This window comes from Mycobacterium sp. 3519A (genome assembly GCF_900240945.1).
Lineage (GTDB): Bacteria > Actinomycetota > Actinomycetes > Mycobacteriales > Mycobacteriaceae > Mycobacterium.
Window position 1 is genome coordinate 2,755,545 of the sequence record NZ_OESG01000013.1, and the last position, 15,835, is coordinate 2,771,379.

Annotated in this window: 15 protein-coding genes; 10 read left to right on the forward strand and 5 right to left on the reverse strand. The window is 67.3% G+C overall.

The features are described from left to right. The first annotated feature begins 22 nt into the window (after window positions 1–22). The 5 genes from C1A30_RS21065 to argH all read left to right on the forward strand — a co-directional run bounded on the left by C1A30_RS21065 (window position 23) and on the right by argH (window position 5,261). Window positions 23–1,162, forward strand: coding sequence for an acetylornithine transaminase (locus tag C1A30_RS21065; RefSeq protein WP_235010110.1), 1,140 nt, complete (start codon window positions 23–25; stop codon window positions 1,160–1,162). Then, complete coding sequence (gene argF / locus C1A30_RS21070) at window positions 1,159–2,082, forward strand: ornithine carbamoyltransferase (RefSeq protein ID WP_101950035.1); 924 nt, start codon at window positions 1,159–1,161, stop codon at window positions 2,080–2,082. Before C1A30_RS21065 ends, argF begins: the two co-directional genes overlap by 4 nt. Continuing rightward, entirely contained in the window at window positions 2,013–2,570 is a 558-nt protein-coding gene (locus tag C1A30_RS21075) for an arginine repressor (RefSeq protein ID WP_369974144.1), read from the forward strand. The genes argF and C1A30_RS21075 overlap by 70 nt, the downstream gene beginning before the upstream one ends. Beyond that, entirely contained in the window at window positions 2,570–3,769 is a 1,200-nt protein-coding gene (locus C1A30_RS21080) for an argininosuccinate synthase (protein WP_101950037.1), read from the forward strand. The genes C1A30_RS21075 and C1A30_RS21080 overlap by 1 nt, the downstream gene beginning before the upstream one ends. 79 nt (window positions 3,770–3,848) lie before the next feature. Continuing rightward, window positions 3,849–5,261 carry an argininosuccinate lyase gene (argH, locus tag C1A30_RS21085; protein ID WP_101950038.1) on the forward strand — a complete coding sequence of 471 codons (1,413 nt, stop codon included), beginning with the start codon at window positions 3,849–3,851 and terminating at the stop codon, window positions 5,259–5,261. A 14-nt stretch (window positions 5,262–5,275) separates the two neighbouring features. Here argH and C1A30_RS21090 read toward each other — a convergent pair whose 3' ends face one another. Further along, complete coding sequence (locus tag C1A30_RS21090; protein ID WP_101950371.1) at window positions 5,276–7,021, reverse strand: ABC-F family ATP-binding cassette domain-containing protein; 1,746 nt, start codon at window positions 7,019–7,021, stop codon at window positions 5,276–5,278. Between the two features lie 77 nt (window positions 7,022–7,098). On the opposite strand from C1A30_RS21090, the gene C1A30_RS21095 reads away from it, so the two are divergent. From C1A30_RS21095 to C1A30_RS21105, 3 genes are read left to right on the forward strand one after another with little or no spacing between them, the layout of a single operon-like run. Then, window positions 7,099–10,068: an acyl-CoA synthetase gene (locus C1A30_RS21095; RefSeq protein ID WP_369974145.1), complete on the forward strand. Its 2,970-nt coding sequence runs from the start codon at window positions 7,099–7,101 to the stop codon at window positions 10,066–10,068. A 40-nt stretch (window positions 10,069–10,108) separates the two neighbouring features. Further along, entirely contained in the window at window positions 10,109–10,678 is a 570-nt protein-coding gene (locus C1A30_RS21100; RefSeq protein ID WP_101950039.1) for a hypothetical protein, read from the forward strand. 9 nt (window positions 10,679–10,687) lie between these two features. After that, a complete protein-coding gene (locus C1A30_RS21105; protein WP_101950040.1) occupies window positions 10,688–10,912 on the forward strand; it encodes a Trm112 family protein in 225 nt (74 codons plus the stop codon). Here C1A30_RS21105 and C1A30_RS21110 read toward each other — a convergent pair. From C1A30_RS21110 to C1A30_RS21120, 3 genes are read right to left on the reverse strand one after another with little or no spacing between them, the layout of a single operon-like run. Then, complete coding sequence (locus C1A30_RS21110; RefSeq protein WP_101950041.1) at window positions 10,895–11,509, reverse strand: TetR family transcriptional regulator; 615 nt, start codon at window positions 11,507–11,509, stop codon at window positions 10,895–10,897. The genes C1A30_RS21105 and C1A30_RS21110 overlap by 18 nt on opposite strands. Window position 11,510: 1 nt before the next feature. Next, window positions 11,511–12,329, reverse strand: a complete 819-nt coding sequence (locus C1A30_RS21115) for an ABC transporter permease (protein WP_235010026.1) — start codon at window positions 12,327–12,329, stop codon at window positions 11,511–11,513. Continuing rightward, window positions 12,263–13,027 (reverse strand): ABC transporter ATP-binding protein, encoded by a 765-nt coding sequence (locus tag C1A30_RS21120; RefSeq protein WP_101950042.1) that lies wholly within the window; start codon window positions 13,025–13,027, stop codon window positions 12,263–12,265. Before C1A30_RS21120 ends, C1A30_RS21115 begins: the two co-directional genes overlap by 67 nt. Before the next feature lie 23 nt (window positions 13,028–13,050). Here C1A30_RS21120 and C1A30_RS21125 point away from each other — a divergent pair, with 23 nt between their 5' ends. Beyond that, window positions 13,051–13,698 (forward strand): DNA-3-methyladenine glycosylase, encoded by a 648-nt coding sequence (locus tag C1A30_RS21125; RefSeq protein ID WP_200828325.1) that lies wholly within the window; start codon window positions 13,051–13,053, stop codon window positions 13,696–13,698. On the opposite strand, the gene C1A30_RS21130 is transcribed toward C1A30_RS21125, so the two are convergent. Next, complete coding sequence (locus tag C1A30_RS21130) at window positions 13,695–14,123, reverse strand: DUF5990 family protein (RefSeq protein WP_101950044.1); 429 nt, start codon at window positions 14,121–14,123, stop codon at window positions 13,695–13,697. The genes C1A30_RS21125 and C1A30_RS21130 overlap by 4 nt on opposite strands. A gap of 29 nt (window positions 14,124–14,152) precedes the next feature. Between C1A30_RS21130 and tyrS the strand changes: the two genes are divergently transcribed. Then, window positions 14,153–15,436, forward strand: a complete 1,284-nt coding sequence (tyrS, locus tag C1A30_RS21135) for a tyrosine--tRNA ligase (RefSeq protein ID WP_101950045.1) — start codon at window positions 14,153–14,155, stop codon at window positions 15,434–15,436. Window positions 15,437–15,835 lie beyond the last annotated feature (399 nt).

Genomic DNA, 15,835 nt, shown 5'->3' on the forward strand with positions numbered 1-15,835 from the left:
GCTGGAGCGCTGGCAGGGCGTGATGATGAACAACTACGGCACACCGCCGTTGGCGTTGGCCAGCGGTGACGGCGCGGTGGTGACCGATGTCGACGGCAAGAGGTATGTCGACCTGCTCGGCGGAATCGCGGTCAACATCCTCGGCCACCGCCATCCGGCCGTCATCGACGCCGTCACCACGCAACTCAACACGCTCGGCCACACGTCGAATCTCTATGCCACCGAACCCGGTATCGCGCTGGCCGAGTCCCTCGTGGGACTGCTCGGCACCGCAGCGCGCGTGTTCTTCTGCAACTCCGGCACCGAGGCCAACGAGGTCGCATTCAAGATCACCCGGCTGACCGGGCGGACGAAACTGGTTGCGGCGCACGGCGCCTTCCACGGCCGCACGATGGGGTCGCTGGCGCTCACAGGCCAGCCGTCGAAGCAGGAGCCGTTCGCGCCGCTGCCCGGCGACGTCGTCCACGTTCCCTACGGCGACACCGAGGCGCTGGCCGCAGCCGTCGACGACACCACCGCGGCCGTGTTCCTCGAGCCGATCATGGGGGAGGGCGGTGTGGTGGTGCCGCCGGCAGGCTACCTGGTGGCCGCTCGGGAGATCACGGCCCGGCACGGGGCGCTGTTGGTGCTCGACGAGGTGCAGACCGGAATGGGCCGCACCGGGGCGTTTTTCGCGCATCAGCACGACGGCATCACCCCCGACATCGTCACGCTCGCCAAGGGGTTGGGCGGCGGGCTGCCGATCGGTGCGTGCCTGGCGATCGGTGCGACCGCCGACCTGCTCACTCCCGGCCTGCACGGCAGCACGTTCGGCGGCAACCCGGTCTGCACGGCCGCCGCGAACGCAGTGCTCAAGGTGCTCGCCGACGACGATCTGATCGGACGCGCCGATGTGCTGGGCAAGACGTTGTCCCACGGCATCGAGGAGTTGGGGCACCCCCTCGTCGGCCATGTCCGCGGCAAAGGCCTGCTGCAGGGCATCGTGCTGACCGCCGAAGTCGCGAAACCTGTTGAGACAGCGGCCCGTGAGGCCGGATTCCTAGTCAACGCCGCTGCCGCCGACGTGATCCGGCTGGCACCGCCGCTGGTGATCACCGACGAGCAGATCGACGGGTTCCTCAAAGCGTTGCCCGGCGTCCTGGACCAGGGGGCGGCGTCATGACCCGCCACTTCCTGCGCGACGACGATCTGACCCCCGACGAGCAGGCGGAGGTGTTGGCGCTGGCGGCCGAGCTGAAGAAAGACCCGTTCAGCCGCAGACCCCTCGAAGGACCCCGCGGTGTCGCGGTCATCTTCGACAAGAACTCCACCCGCACCCGGTTCTCGTTCGAGGTCGGCATCGCCCAACTCGGCGGACACGCGGTCGTCGTCGACGGCCGCAGCACTCAACTCGGCCGCGAAGAAACCCTCGAGGACACCGGCACGGTGTTGTCCCGCTACGTCGACGCGATCGTGTGGCGCACGTTCGCCCAGGAACGCCTGAGCGCCATGGCATCCGGGGCGACGGTGCCGGTGGTCAACGCGTTGTCCGACGAGTTCCATCCGTGCCAGGTGCTCGCCGATCTGCAGACGCTGGCCGAGCGCAAGGGCCGGTTGGCGGGCCTGCGGATGGCCTACTTCGGCGACGGCGCCAACAACATGGCGCACTCGTTGATGCTCGGCGGTGTAACCGCTGGCATTCACGTGACCATCGCCGCGCCCAAGGGCTTCGAACCCCATCCTGAGTTCGTCGCGGCCGCCGAGGAGCGGGCCAAGTTGACGGGGGCGACGGTAACGCTGACGGCCGACCCGAAGGAGGCCGCCGACGGCGTCGACGTACTGGTCACCGACACGTGGACGTCGATGGGGCAGGAGAACGACGGACTCGACCGGGTGCGGCCGTTCCGGCCGTTCCAGCTCAACTCTGACTTATTGAGCCTCGCGGACCCGGAAGCTGTTGTGCTGCATTGCCTTCCGGCGCACCGCGGGCACGAGATCACCGACGAGGTGATCGACGGACCGCACAGTGCCGTGTGGGACGAGGCCGAGAACCGGTTGCATGCGCAGAAGGCGCTGCTGGTGTGGCTGCTGGAGCGGTCGTGAGTACCCCGACCCGGGTCGGCAGGCAGGCCCGCATCGTGTCGATCCTGTCGTCGCAATCGGTGCACAGCCAAACCGAGTTGGCCGCGATGCTGGCCGACGAAGGCATCGACGTCACGCAGGCCACGCTGTCGCGGGACCTCGAGGAGCTGGGCGCGGTCAAGCTGCGCGGCGCCGACGGCGGCGTCGGTGTGTACGTCGTGCCCGAGGACGGCAGCCCGGTCCGCGGCGTTTCCGGTGGCACAGAACGGGTTACCCGCCTCCTCGGCGAGCTGTTGGTGTCCACCGACGCCAGCGGCAACCTCGCCGTGCTGCGCACACCGCCGGGGGCGGCACACTATCTGGCCAGCGCGATGGACCGCGCTGCACTTCCGTACGTGGTCGGCACGGTCGCCGGCGACGACACCATTTTCGTTGTGGCCCGTGAGCCGATGACCGGCGCTGAACTCGCCGCGAAGCTGGAAAGCATTAAACAAAAGGAGATCGACTAATGTCCGAACGCGTCATCCTGGCGTATTCCGGTGGTTTGGACACCTCCGTGGCGATCAGCTGGATCGGTAAGGAAACCGGACGTGAAGTCGTCGCGGTCGCCATCGACCTCGGCCAGGGCGGCGAGGACATGGAGGTCGTCCGCAAGCGGGCGCTCGACTGCGGTGCAGTCGAGGCCGTGGTCGTCGACGCGAAAGACGAGTTCGCCGAGGAATGCTGCCTGCCTGCGATCAAGTCCAACGCGCTCTACATGGACCGCTACCCGCTGGTGTCGGCGCTGTCGCGACCGCTGATCGTTAAGCACCTGGTGGCCGCGGCCCGCGAGTTCGGTGGCGGCATCGTCGCGCACGGCTGCACAGGGAAGGGTAACGACCAGGTCCGCTTCGAGGTCGGATTCGCCTCGCTGGCACCCGATCTCGAGGTGCTGGCCCCGGTCCGCGACTACGCGTGGACGCGGGAAAAGGCGATCGCGTTCGCCGAGGAGAACGCGATCCCGATCAACGTCACCAAGCGCTCGCCCTTCTCGATCGACCAGAACGTGTGGGGCCGCGCCGTCGAAACCGGGTTCCTCGAGCATCTCTGGAATGCGCCGACCAAGGATGTCTACGACTACACCGAGGACCCGACCGTCAACTGGAGCACGCCCGACGAGGTGATCGTCGGGTTCGACAAGGGCGTGCCGGTGTCTATCGATGGTCGGCCGGTGACTGTGCTGCAGGCCATCGAGGAACTCAACCAACGCGCAGGCTCGCAGGGCGTCGGCCGCCTCGACGTCGTCGAGGACCGGCTGGTTGGCATCAAGAGCCGCGAGATCTACGAGGCGCCGGGCGCGATGGTGCTCATCACCGCCCACACCGAACTCGAGCACGTCACGCTGGAACGCGAACTCGGCCGGTTCAAGCGGGGCACCGACCAGAAGTGGGGCGAGCTGGTGTACGACGGCCTGTGGTATTCGCCGCTGAAGACCGCGCTCGAGGCGTTCGTCGCCAAGACGCAGGAGCACGTGTCCGGCGAGATCCGGATGGTGTTGCACGGCGGGCACATCGCCGTCAACGGCCGTCGCAGCGAGGAGTCCCTCTACGACTTCAACCTCGCCACCTATGACGAGGGTGACACGTTCGACCAGTCGTCGGCGAAGGGCTTCGTGCACGTGCACGGCCTGTCGTCGAAGATCTCCGCGCGCAGGGACCTCGCCAAGTGACGCCGAGCAGACGCAAAATCGCCCAATTTCACGCCAAAATAGGCAAGTTTGCGTCTGCTCGCGGAGGGAAGGCGAGCGTATGAGCACCAACGAGGGATCGCTGTGGGGCGGCCGGTTCGCCGACGGGCCATCGGATGCGCTTGCCGCACTGAGTAAGTCGACGCATTTCGACTGGGTGCTGGCGCCGTACGACGTGGCCGCGTCGAAGGCGCACACGCTGGTGTTGTTCCGTGCGGGCCTGCTGACCGAGGAACAGCGCGACGGCCTGCTGGCCGGTCTGGACAGCCTGGCCGCCGACGTCGCCGACGGCAGCTTCGGGCCGCTGGTCACCGACGAAGACGTGCACGGCGCGCTGGAACGCGGCCTGATCGACCGTGTCGGTGAGGAACTCGGCGGCAGGCTGCGGGCTGGCCGGTCGCGAAACGACCAGGTGGCGACGCTGTTCCGGATGTGGCTGCGCGACGCCATCCGGCGTGTTGCCAACGGCGCACTCGACGTCGTCAAGGCGTTGGCCACCCAGGCGGCAGCACATCCGACGGCGATCATGCCCGGCAAGACGCATCTGCAGTCCGCGCAGCCGGTGCTGCTGGCCCACCACCTGCTCGCCCACGCGCATCCGCTGCTGCGAGATGTGGATCGGCTCGCCGACTTCGACAAGCGGGCGGCGGTGTCGCCGTACGGATCCGGAGCACTCGCCGGGTCGTCGCTGGGGCTCGATCCGGACGCGATCGCCGAGGATCTCGGGTTCGACGCCGCAGCCGACAACTCGATCGACGCGACAGCATCCCGCGACTTCGCGGCCGAGGCGGCCTTCGTGCTGTCGATGATCGGCGTCGACCTGTCCCGGCTCGCCGAAGACATCATCCTATGGAGCACAACCGAATTCGGCTATGTGACGCTGCATGACTCGTGGTCGACGGGCAGCTCGATCATGCCGCAGAAGAAGAACCCCGACATCGCCGAACTGGCCAGGGGCAAATCCGGCAGGCTGATCGGCAACCTGACCGGGCTGCTGGCCACGCTCAAGGCACAGCCATTGGCCTACAACCGCGATCTGCAAGAGGACAAGGAGCCGGTCTTCGACTCGGTGGCCCAACTGGAACTGCTGCTGCCCGCGATGGCGGGCCTCGTCGCCACCCTGCGCTTCGACGTGGACCGGATGGCCGAGTTGGCGCCGCTGGGCTTCACCCTGGCCACCGATGTCGCGGAATGGCTTGTGCGCAGAGGAGTTCCGTTCCGGGTAGCGCACGAGGCCGCCGGCGCGGCGGTGCGCGCCGCGGAGGCCCGTGGCGTCGGGCTGGAGGATCTCGAAGACGCGGAGCTCGCTGACATTCATCCCGAACTGACCGGGGAGGTGCGCGAGGTGCTCACCGTCGACGGCTCGGTCAACTCGCGCGACGCCCGCGGCGGGACCGCCCCGATCCAGGTCGCCAAGCAACTCGGCGTCGTGCACGACACCGTTGATCGGCTGCGGCTGCGGCTGCGGCGCTGAGGACCGTCGCCCGTCTATTCCTCGGCTGCAGCCAACCAGGCCTCCTCCAAGGATTCTTTACGCTCCAACAGCTCTTGCAGCTGACCGTTGAGCTCGCCGACGCGTACGTGATCGGCCGCCGCCTCGGCCATCGACTCGTGCAGCGCCGTGATCTGGCCGTCCAGCTTTTCGAGCTGCCCCTCGATGCGGGCCATCTCCTTGCCAGCCCGACGCTCGCGCGCCGACGCCGACTCGCCCCGCGCCGGCGTCGAAACCTTGGTCTCGCCAGACGCATTGGCGCGGTCGGTCAGATACTGCTCGATGCCGCCTGGCAGTAGATCGCACCGGCCGCCACCGGTCAGCGCATACGTCACATCGCTGACCCGCTCCAGGAAATACCGGTCGTGGGTGACGACGATCAGCGTGCCCGGCCAGCCGTCCAGATAGTCCTCGATCACCGTCAGCGTATCGATGTCCAAGTCGTTGGTGGGCTCGTCGAGCAGCAACACATTCGGTTCGTCGAGAAGCAGTCGCAGAAACTGCAAACGGCGTCGCTCGCCGCCGGAGAGTTCGTCGATCCGCGTCGTCAGCTTGTCGCCGATGAAACCAAAATCCTTGAGCAGGGTGTCCGCGCTGATCTCCCGGCCGCCCGCCAATTCGGTGACCCGACGGCGGTTTTCGACGGCGTCCAGCACCTTGGTGGCACCGTCGAGTTCGGCAAGCGCCTGGCTCAGGTAGCCGATCCGCAGCGTGATTCCGCGTTTGATCGTGCCCGCGGACGGCTGCAGTTCGCCGTTCAACAACCGCAGCACCGACGTCTTCCCCGTGCCGTTGACGCCGACCAACCCGATCCGGGCGCCCGGCCCGATCGACCAGTCGACACGGTCCAGGATCACTCGGTCGGCGGCCTGCAACACCACCCGGTGCAGGTCGAACACGTCCTTGCCCAGCCGGGTGGTGGCAAAGCGCTGCAGCACAAGCGAATCGCGCGGCGGCGGCTCATTGGCGATCAGGTCGTTGGCGGCCTGGATCCGGAACTTCGGTTTCGACGTACGTGCCGGCGGGCCGCGGCGCAGCCATGCCAACTCCTTGCGCATCAGGTTGCGTCGACGCGCCTCGGTGCCCGCGGCGACCCGCATCCGCTCGGCCCGCGCCAGGACGTACGCGGCGTATCCGCCGTCATACGCGTCGACCGCGCCGTCGTGCACCTCCCAGGTCCGCGTGCACACCGCGTCGAGAAACCAGCGGTCGTGGCTGACCACCACCAGCGCCTTGGCGCGCCGCCCCGTCAGATACCCGGCCAGCCACCCGATCACCTCGACGTCGAGGTGGTTGGTGGGCTCGTCGAGCACCAGCACGTCGTGGCCGGCCAACAGCACCTCGGCCAGCGCCACCCGCCGTCGCTCGCCGCCGGACAACACCGCAACGGGGGAGTCGAGGTCGATGCCCGACAACAGGTGCGACACCACCTCACGTGTCTCCGGTTCGGCCGCCCACACATGGTCGGCGCGACCACCGACGATCACGTCGCGCACCGTGGCGCCGATCAGCTCGTCGCCTTGGCGCAAGTAGCCCACCGACAAACCGGAGGTGTGGGTGACCCGGCCCGAATCGGGTGGCCGGGTGCCCGTCAACACTCGAAGCAGGGTGGTCTTGCCGTCGCCGTTTCGGCCGACGACACCGACCGCGTCGCCCTCTTCGACGCCCAGGCTGACCTCGTCCAGCAGTGTCCGAGTGCCGTACCCGACGGTCGCCTTCTCGACGTTGATCAGATTCGCCATCAGGCGCCGATGATATGTGTGCGGCGTGAAATGATGACCGGTGCAGTCGGGGGACTGAATGCGCATTAAGGGGAGAAGTGGTGGACCTGTCGGCTATTACCAGGCCTGTGGGGCGGCTGGTGGCCACCGCACAGAACGGTTTGGAAGTGCTGCGTTACGGCGGCCTCGAGACCGGGGCGGTGCCCTCTCCATTTCAGATCATCGAGAGCGTTCCGATGTACCGGCTGCGGCGCTACTTCCCGCCGGACGCACGGCCGGGCGCCAAACGGCCGGGGCCTCCGGTCCTGATGGTGCATCCGATGATGATGTCGGCCGATATGTGGGACGTCACCCGCGACGACGGCGCGGTCGGCATCCTGCACAAAGCGGGCATCGATCCGTGGGTCATCGACTTCGGCTCGCCCGACAAGGTCGAGGGCGGCATGGAGCGCAACCTCGCCGACCACGTCGTCGCGCTGAGCGAAGCCATCGACACCGTCAAAGAGGTCACCGGTCGCGATGTGCATCTGGCCGGCTATTCGCAAGGCGGCATGTTCGCCTATCAAACGGCGGCCTATCGCCGGTCGAAGGACCTGGCGAGCATCGTGGCCTTCGGGTCGCCTGTCGACACGCTTGCCGCGCTGCCGATGAACATGCCCGCCAGCATGGCGCCCGCGGCCGCCGAATTCATGGCCGACCACGTGTTCAGCCGCATCGACATCCCCGGCTGGCTCGCCCGCACCGGTTTCCAGATGCTCGACCCCATCAAGACCGCGCAGTCGCGGCTGGACTTCCTCCGTCAGCTGCACGACCGCGAGGCGCTGCTGAGCCGTGAACAACAACGCAGATTCCTGGCCTCCGAAGGCTGGATCGCATGGTCTGGGCCCGCCATCGCCGAGCTGCTCAAGCAATTTATCGCCCACAACCGGATGATGAGCGGCGGCTTCTCGATCCACGGCGACCTGGTCACGCTGTCGGATATCGACTGCCCGGTGCTGGCCGTCGTCGGCGAGGTCGACGACATCGGTCAACCGGCATCGGTGCGTGGCATCAAGCGCGCCGCCCCCAAGGCCGACGTCTACGAATTCCTCATCCGCGCAGGCCATTTCGGCTTGGTGGTCGGTTCGAAGGCGGCCAGTCAGACGTGGCCCACCGTCGCGCAGTGGGTCAAATGGATCGACGGCACCGGAGACCAGCCCGAGGGCGTCCACCCGATGGCGCTGCAGCCTGCGGAGCACACCGAAAGCGGCGTCTCGTTCACGTCACGGGTGGCGCACACCACCGCCGCGGCGACCGAGTTGGCGTTCAGTCTGGCCCGCACCGCCGCCGAGGCCGTGGTGGCCGCCAACAAGTCGGCGCGGACGCTGGCGGTCGAGACGTATCGGACCCTGCCGAGGCTCGCGCGCCTCGGCCAGATCAACGATCACACCCGGATCTCGCTCGGGCGCATCATGTCCGAGCAGGCGCGCGATGCCCCGCAGGGCGAGTGCTTGTTGTTCGACGGACGTGTGCACACCTACGAGGCGGTGGACCGCCGGATCAACAACGTCGTACGGGGCCTCATCGAGGTCGGCGTCCGGCAGGGCTCGCACGTCGGCGTGTTCATGGAGACCCGGCCCAGTGCGCTCGTCGCGATCGCCGCACTGTCGCGCCTCGGCGCCGTCGCGGTGCTGATGCCGCCCGACGTCGACCTCGTCCAGGCCGCACGGCTGGGCGCGGTTTCGGAGATCATCGCCGACCCGAGCAACCTGGAAGCCGCCCGCAGACTCGGTACGCGGGTACTGGTGCTCGGCGGCGGCGAATCGCGCGACCTACATCTGCCCGAGCAGGCCGATGTGGTCGACATGGAGAAGATCGACCCCGACGTCGTCGACCTGCCCGGGTGGTACCGACCGAACCCCGGACTGGCCCGTGACCTGGCGTTCATCGGGTTCAGCAACATCAACGGCGACCTGGTGGCCCGCCAGATCACCAACTACCGCTGGTCGCTGTCCGCGTTCGGCACCGCATCGGCGGCCAACCTCGGGCGCGGCGACACCGTCTACTGCCTCACGCCGCTGCACCACCAGTCCGGGCTGCTGGTGAGCCTCGGCGGCGCGGTCGTCGGCGGATCGCGCATCGCGTTGTCGCGGGAGTTGCGGCCGGCGCGGTTCCTGCAGGAGATCCGTCAGTACGGCGTCACTGTCGTGTCCTACACGTGGGCGATGCTGCGCGCGGTCATCGACGATCCGTCGTTCTCGTTGACGGGCAGCCACCCGGTCCGGCTGTTCATCGGGTCCGGTATGCCGACCGGTCTGTGGAAGCGGGTCGAGGAGGTGTTCGCGCCCGCGCACGTCCTCGAGTTCTTCGCGACGACCGACGGCCAGGCCGTGTTGGCCAACGTGTCCGGCGCGAAGATCGGCAGCAAGGGCAGGCCGCTGCCGGGCGGCGGTTACGTCGAACTGGCCGCATACGACCCGGAGGATGACCTGATCCTCGAGGACGAACGCGGCTTCGTCCGTAGGGCCGAGGCCAATGAGGTCGGTGTGCTGCTGGCCCACCCGCGCGGCCCGGTGGACCCGACAGCGTCGGTCAAGCGTGGCGTCTTCGCCCCCGCGGACACCTGGGTGTCCACCGAATACCTGTTCCGTCGCGACGAGGACGGCGACTTCTGGCTCGTCGACAACCGCGGCGCCGTGCTCCACACCGAGCGCGGCAGCGTGTTCGCCGCGCCGGTCAACGACGCCGTCGGCAGGCTCGGCGCCGTCGACCTGGCCGTCACCTACGGGGTCGACGTGAACGGCAGACAGCTGGCCGTCACCGCGCTGGCGCTATGCCCGGGCGGCAGCATCCCGTCGGCGGATCTGAACGAGGCACTGGCCGATCTGCCCGTCGGCAGCCCGCCCGACATCGTGCATGTGGTGCCGGAGATGAAGCTGTCCGCGACATACCGTCCGCTGGTTGCCCCGCTCAAAGAGCAGGGGGTCCCCAAACCGTCGCGTAACGCCTGGTATTTGGATCCCGATACGAATCGATACAAGCGGTTGACTGTGGCAGTACGCACCGAGATCGTCGGCGCCCAACAGTGAGGCGGTATCACTGTTAGGCTCCCGCTGGCGGCAGGAGGAGATGACATTGCAGAACGGTAATCTGCGGCGCGCGGTCACCGGCGTCTTGGGCAGCGGCGCCGTGGCCATCGGACTCCTCGGGGGCCTCGGAGTGGCGCCGGCGTTCGCCGAGCCCGGTCAGAGCTGCACAGGGGCCGAGTGCGCCAAGAACGATCCGGCTGCGGCAAGCGCGCCGACCGACGGCGCTGCCCCTGCGATGACGGCCGATCAGGCGCTGGCCATCATTGCGCAGGACTATGACACGGGTGCTGGCGGCGGTCAGCTGTCCCAACTGATCCACAGCGTGCTGAAACTGCGCGCGCAGGGCTTCAAACCTTCCAACGCGAACAAGGACGCCATCACCAAGGCGCTGGATTACCGGCCGAACCAGGCGCCGTTGATCGAGGCGCTCAAAGACACGCTTGCCTACCAGCGCAAGATGCAGGCGCTGCAGCAGAACTCGAACAACCCGTCGCAACCGGGATACAACTTCGGTATCGGCCAGGCGCCTCCTGGTATGGGACCGGCCGTTCCGCCGGGCGTGCCGGTTGAGCCGGGCGGAACTCCGGGCGCCTTCATCGGCGTCGGGTAGCCAGACGACGTGCTCGACGAAAAACTGCTGAGCATTCTCGTCTGCCCGCAGGACCTCGGTCCGCTGTTGTTGGTCGACCCAGCGCATCAGGAATACCTGTACAACCCGCGGCTGCGGCGCGCCTACCGGATCGAGGACGGCATCCCTGTGCTGCTCGTCGACGAGGCGGTGGCCGTGACCGACGACGCCGAACACCAGCGGATGCTGGATCGCGCGTCAGGCCAGGCCGGGTAGCTCACCGGTCAGGTAGCGCTGCAGGTTGGGCGCGATGGTTTCGGCGATCTGCTCGACGGGCAACGATTTGAACGGCTCCAACTCCAGGATGTAGCGCGCCATCACGACGCCGACCAACTGGGACGCGACATACTGGACACGAAGTCGCCCGCTGCCGGGCGGATTGTCCACCCGGTTGCCGACCTCGACGGCGATCACTTCCTGCAAGAACGACCGGATCAGCGACGCTTCACTGCCCGCGAGGATGGAACGCAGCGTCGCGATGAAACCCTTGCCCAGCTCCGAATCCCACAGCTGCAGCAGGATCTGCGGCAGGACGTGACCGAGTTGGTCGACCGGGACCTCCCGCAGCGGGCCGATGACCTGCATGGGGTCGATCGGAATGTGGATGGCCGCGGCGAACAGTTGGGTCTTGGTGCCGAAGTAGTGGTGCACCAACGCAGGGTCGACGCCGGCGTCCTTGGCTATCGCGCGGATGGATGTCTTGTCAATGCCGTTGCGGGCGAACAGGTTACGCGCACTCGACAGGATGCGATCACGCGAGTCGGACGGCCCTGGCGGGCGCCCCGGCCGTTTGCGTTCGAGTTCTGCCGTCACGCTATGGAGTCCTCCGTCGAAGCGTTGCCGCCGCCAGCGCCAGCGCCAGCACCGCGAAACCGACGACGATGGCGATGTCACGCGCGGCGATCGCCGTCGGCTCCGAGTATGCACCGACCTGCTGCAGCGCCTCCAGAGCGTAACTGGCAGGCAGCACATTGCTGATCCATTGCAGCCAGTCGGGCAGCACGTCGCGGGGGACGATGATGCCGCACAGCAACAGCTGCGGGGCGATCACCACCGGCATGAACTGCACCGCCTGAAACTCGGTGCGCGCGAAGGCGCTACACAGCAGCCCCAGTCCGACGCCGAGCACCGCGTTGATGATCGCGATCACGAACACCAGGACCGGGCTGCCCTTGGTGTCCAGACCGAGGAACAGGTACGACACCAGACAAGCCAAGGTGGCCTGGGCGGCCGCGGCGATGGAGAACGCGGTGCCATAGGCGGCGAGCAGATCAAGCCTGCGAAGGGGAGTGGTCAGAATCCGCTCGAGGGTGCCCGAGGCGCGTTCTCGCTGCATGGTGATCGACGTGATGAGGAACATGACGATCAGCGGGAAAACCCCGAGCATGATCAGGCAGGCGTTGTTGAACGGGCTCGGCGCGCCGGGCCGGTGCGGGGCGTTCTGAAACATGAAGTACAGCAACGTGATAATGACGCTCGGCACGACGAGGATCATCGCAACACTGCGATGGTCGGCGGCGAGCTGACGCAGAATCCGTGCGGTGGTGGCGAGGTAGCCCTGTGGGCTCAGCTTGCCACGGCTGCGGTGCTGCGCCGGATGACGGACAGAAACGCTTGCTCCAGTGACTGACATCCCGTGTCCTCCCGTAGCTTCGCCGGTGTGCTGTGGGTCAGCAGGTGGCCTTCGCGCATCAGCAACAGGTCGCCGCAGTGGTCCGCCTCATCCATCACATGACTGGAGACGATCAAAGTCGTTCCGCGCCTGGCGAGTTGGTGGAACTGCTCCCAGAGCTCCACCCGCAGCACGGGGTCGAGACCGACGGTGGGCTCGTCGAGCACCAACAGTTCGGGATGGGCAACCAGCGCGCAGGCCAGCGACGCGCGTGTGCGCTGGCCACCGGAAAGGTTGCCGCACAACGCGGTTCGATGATCCTCGAGGCCGACGGCGGCGATCGCCTCATCGGCGGCGTTGGCGTCGGTGCCGTACAGCGCGGCGAAATACCGCACGTTGTCGAGGATGCGAAGGTCGTCGTAGATGGTCGGGTCCTGAGTGACGTAGCCGACGCGGTGGCGCAGGTCGGCCGACCCTGCGGGGCGGCCCAACACCGTCACCGTCCCGGAGGCGACGATCTGCGTGCCGACGATGCAGCGCATCAACGTCGTCTTGCCGCACCCGGACGGGCCCAGCAGACCGGTGATGGTGCCGCGGGCGATTTGCACCGAGATGTTGTCGAGGGCGACCCGCTTGCCGCGTAAGACGCGCAGGTTCTGAACGTCGATGGCGACGTCGGCGGGGTTGCGACGGAATTCATCGCTCGATGAACTCATCATGTGATGAATAGTGCTCCCCGACGATGTGCGTGTCAAGGCCCGCGGGCACAATCGCTCGGGTGAGCGCCGCGCTGCTGTCCGTCGATCCCATCACCGCGGCGCGGCGACTGCTCGGAGCGTCGCTGACCGGGCGGGGAGTGTCGGCGATGATCGTCGAAGTGGAGGCCTACGGCGGGCCGGCCGCTGGCCCGTGGCCGGACGCCGCGGCGCATTCGTATCGGGGACCGACCGGCCGCAACAAGGTGATGTTCGGTCCGGCCGGGCGCCTCTACACCTACCGCAGCCACGGCATTCATGTGTGCGCGAACGTGGTGTGCGCCAGCGATGGGGTAGCGGCGGCGGTGCTGTTGCGCGCGGCGGCCGTGGAGGCTGGTGTCGACGAAGCGCGGGCCCGACGCGGCGACGCGACGCGGCCCACTGCGTTGGCGCGCGGCCCAGGCAATCTCTGCTCAGCACTCGGAATCACCATGGAGGACAACGGAATCGACTTGTTCGATCCCAGCAGCCCGGTCAGGTTGACGTTCGCCGAGGAGAGCGATGGTGTGGCGGGTCCGCGCGTCGGGGTCAGCAAGGCGGCCGACCGACCGTGGCGGTTCTGGATCGCCGGCCGTCCCGAGGTGTCGCTGTATCGCCGTAGTCCGCGGGCGCCCGCGCCCGGTGCAAGTGACTAATCGGCGCGGTGGAGGCTCAGCGCAGGCGGTTTGAGCCTGGCACACCGCGGTCCGCCACGGTCGTCGGTGAGATCGACCCGTGCGATCACCCGGGTGGCGGCCCCGATCAGCGGTGCGAGATCGGCGAGCATGAGCTTGGCGCGGCGGAACATCGCGAATGATCCGCCGTCGTCGACGGTGCCCCACGTCAGATAAACGAACCGGTCGCCGCGCCTGCCCTGCACCGCGGCGCCTCGGAAATCCAGCCCACCGTCGACGGTGACCACCTCGATCGGCAGCGACCAGGACGCGGAGCCGACGTCGCCGCGCACGAGGTCGCTCGGCTGTTTGCCGACCTGGATGCCGACGTGAACGTTGTCGTAGCACTCGTGGCCGGACTGCCACACGCGGCCCGGCAGGTGATAGCCCTCGATCTGCAACAACATCAGCGTTGACGGTAAGGGAAGATCGAGGCGTGACTTCTGCGGACGCGGCGATTCTCGACGAGTTGGAATGGCGTGGGCTGATCGCACAGTCCACCGACTGGGATGCGCTCGCGAGCGAGCTGGCCTCCGGACCGGTGACTGTCTATTCGGGCTTCGACCCGACCGCGCCGAGCCTGCATGCCGGGCACCTGATTCCACTGCTCACCTTGCGCCGATTCCAGCAGGCGGGGCATCGGCCGATCGTGCTGGCGGGTGGCGCTACCGGCATGATTGGAGATCCGCGTGACACCGGGGAGCGGACGCTGAACACCGCCGACACCGTCGCGGAATGGGCCGACCGAATCCGCGGCCAGCTGGAGCGGTTCGTCGACTTCGACGATTCCCCGACCGGCGCGATCGTGCAGAACAACCTGACGTGGACCAGCGAGCTGTCGGCCATCGAGTTCCTGCGCGACCTCGGTAAGCACTTCTCGGTCAACGTGATGCTCGACCGCGAGACGGTACGGCGCCGACTCGAGGGCGACGGCATCTCCTACACCGAGTTCAGCTACATGCTGTTGCAAGCCAACGACTATGTGGAGCTACATCGGCGGTACGGCTGCGCGCTGCAGGTCGGCGGCTCCGATCAGTGGGGGAACATCATCGCCGGGGTGCGGCTGGTCCGCCAGATCGCGGGTGCGACGGTGCACGCGTTGACGACGCCGTTGGTGACGGATTCCGAGGGCAAGAAGTTCGGCAAGTCGACCGGCGGCGGCAGCCTGTGGCTGGACGCGGAGATGACCAGCCCCTACGCGTGGTACCAGTACTTCATCAACACGGCCGACGCCGACGTCATCCGGTACCTGCGATGGTTCACCTTCCTGTCCCGCGACGAACTCGCGGAACTCGAGCAGGCCACCGCAGAGAAGCCGCATGAACGCGCGGCCCAGCGCCGACTTGCCCGCGAGCTGACCACGCTGGTGCACGGCGAGGCGGCGACGACGGGTGTCGAACATGCCAGTCAGGCGCTGTTCGGCCGGGGTGAGCTGTCCCAGCTGGACGAGCCGACACTGGCCGCCGCGCTGCGCGAAGCCTCGGTGGCCGAGCTCAAGCCCGGTGGCCCTGACACCATCACGGAGTTGCTGGTGGCTACGGGGCTCTCACCGAGCAAGGGGGCCGCGCGGCGGACGATCGGCGAGGGCGGCGCATATGTCAACAACTCGCGCATCGACAGTGAGGAGTGGGTGCCGCAGCCGAGCGACTTCCTACACGGCCGGTGGTTGGTACTGCGGCGAGGCAAGCGCAATATCGCGGGCGTCGAGCGGGTCGGCTGAAACGCGGGAACAAACGATTCGCAGTGTGCGTTACACCACTTGTTGGAGTCGACGCACCCCGGTGCGCGCGATAGGTCGGAGTCCGAAAGACACGTCCTATCAGGCCATTTGACTCAGAGTTATCCCTCACGTAACTTATCGGAGTCGCTGCGACACGGGCCTGGCCCGGAAGAGCGCGGCGGCTCCCAGAGGGAAGCCCCACTTCGGTGGGTTCCTGATCGTCCGCACTACAAGTACGCGGCCTTTGGCCGCGGGCTCGTTGCGCGGCCGAGCGGGTGTGTTGTTTGAGAACTCAATAGTGTGTTTGGTGGTTTTTGTTTGTTGTTTTTTGGCCACGTTCTTTTTCCCGTTTAGGGCGTGGTTGTTTTTTGATGCCAGTTTTTGGTGTCTTGTTTGGTC

Excerpts from the sequence above, each read along its gene's own strand:
- C1A30_RS21065 (WP_235010110.1), top strand. The coding sequence starts at position 23 with ATGATGAACAACTACGGCACACCGCCGTTGGCGTTGGCCAGCGGTGAC.
- argF (WP_101950035.1), top strand. The coding sequence starts at position 1,159 with ATGACCCGCCACTTCCTGCGCGACGACGATCTGACCCCCGACGAGCAG.
- C1A30_RS21080 (WP_101950037.1), top strand. The coding sequence starts at position 2,570 with ATGTCCGAACGCGTCATCCTGGCGTATTCCGGTGGTTTGGACACCTCC.
- argH (WP_101950038.1), top strand. The coding sequence starts at position 3,849 with ATGAGCACCAACGAGGGATCGCTGTGGGGCGGCCGGTTCGCCGACGGG.
- C1A30_RS21090 (WP_101950371.1), bottom strand. The coding sequence starts at position 7,021 with ATGGCGAATCTGATCAACGTCGAGAAGGCGACCGTCGGGTACGGCACT.
- C1A30_RS21100 (WP_101950039.1), top strand. The coding sequence starts at position 10,109 with ATGACATTGCAGAACGGTAATCTGCGGCGCGCGGTCACCGGCGTCTTG.
- C1A30_RS21115 (WP_235010026.1), bottom strand. The coding sequence starts at position 12,329 with ATGTCAGTCACTGGAGCAAGCGTTTCTGTCCGTCATCCGGCGCAGCAC.
- C1A30_RS21120 (WP_101950042.1), bottom strand. The coding sequence starts at position 13,027 with ATGATGAGTTCATCGAGCGATGAATTCCGTCGCAACCCCGCCGACGTC.
- C1A30_RS21125 (WP_200828325.1), top strand. The coding sequence starts at position 13,051 with ATGTGCGTGTCAAGGCCCGCGGGCACAATCGCTCGGGTGAGCGCCGCG.
- C1A30_RS21130 (WP_101950044.1), bottom strand. The coding sequence starts at position 14,123 with ATGTTGTTGCAGATCGAGGGCTATCACCTGCCGGGCCGCGTGTGGCAG.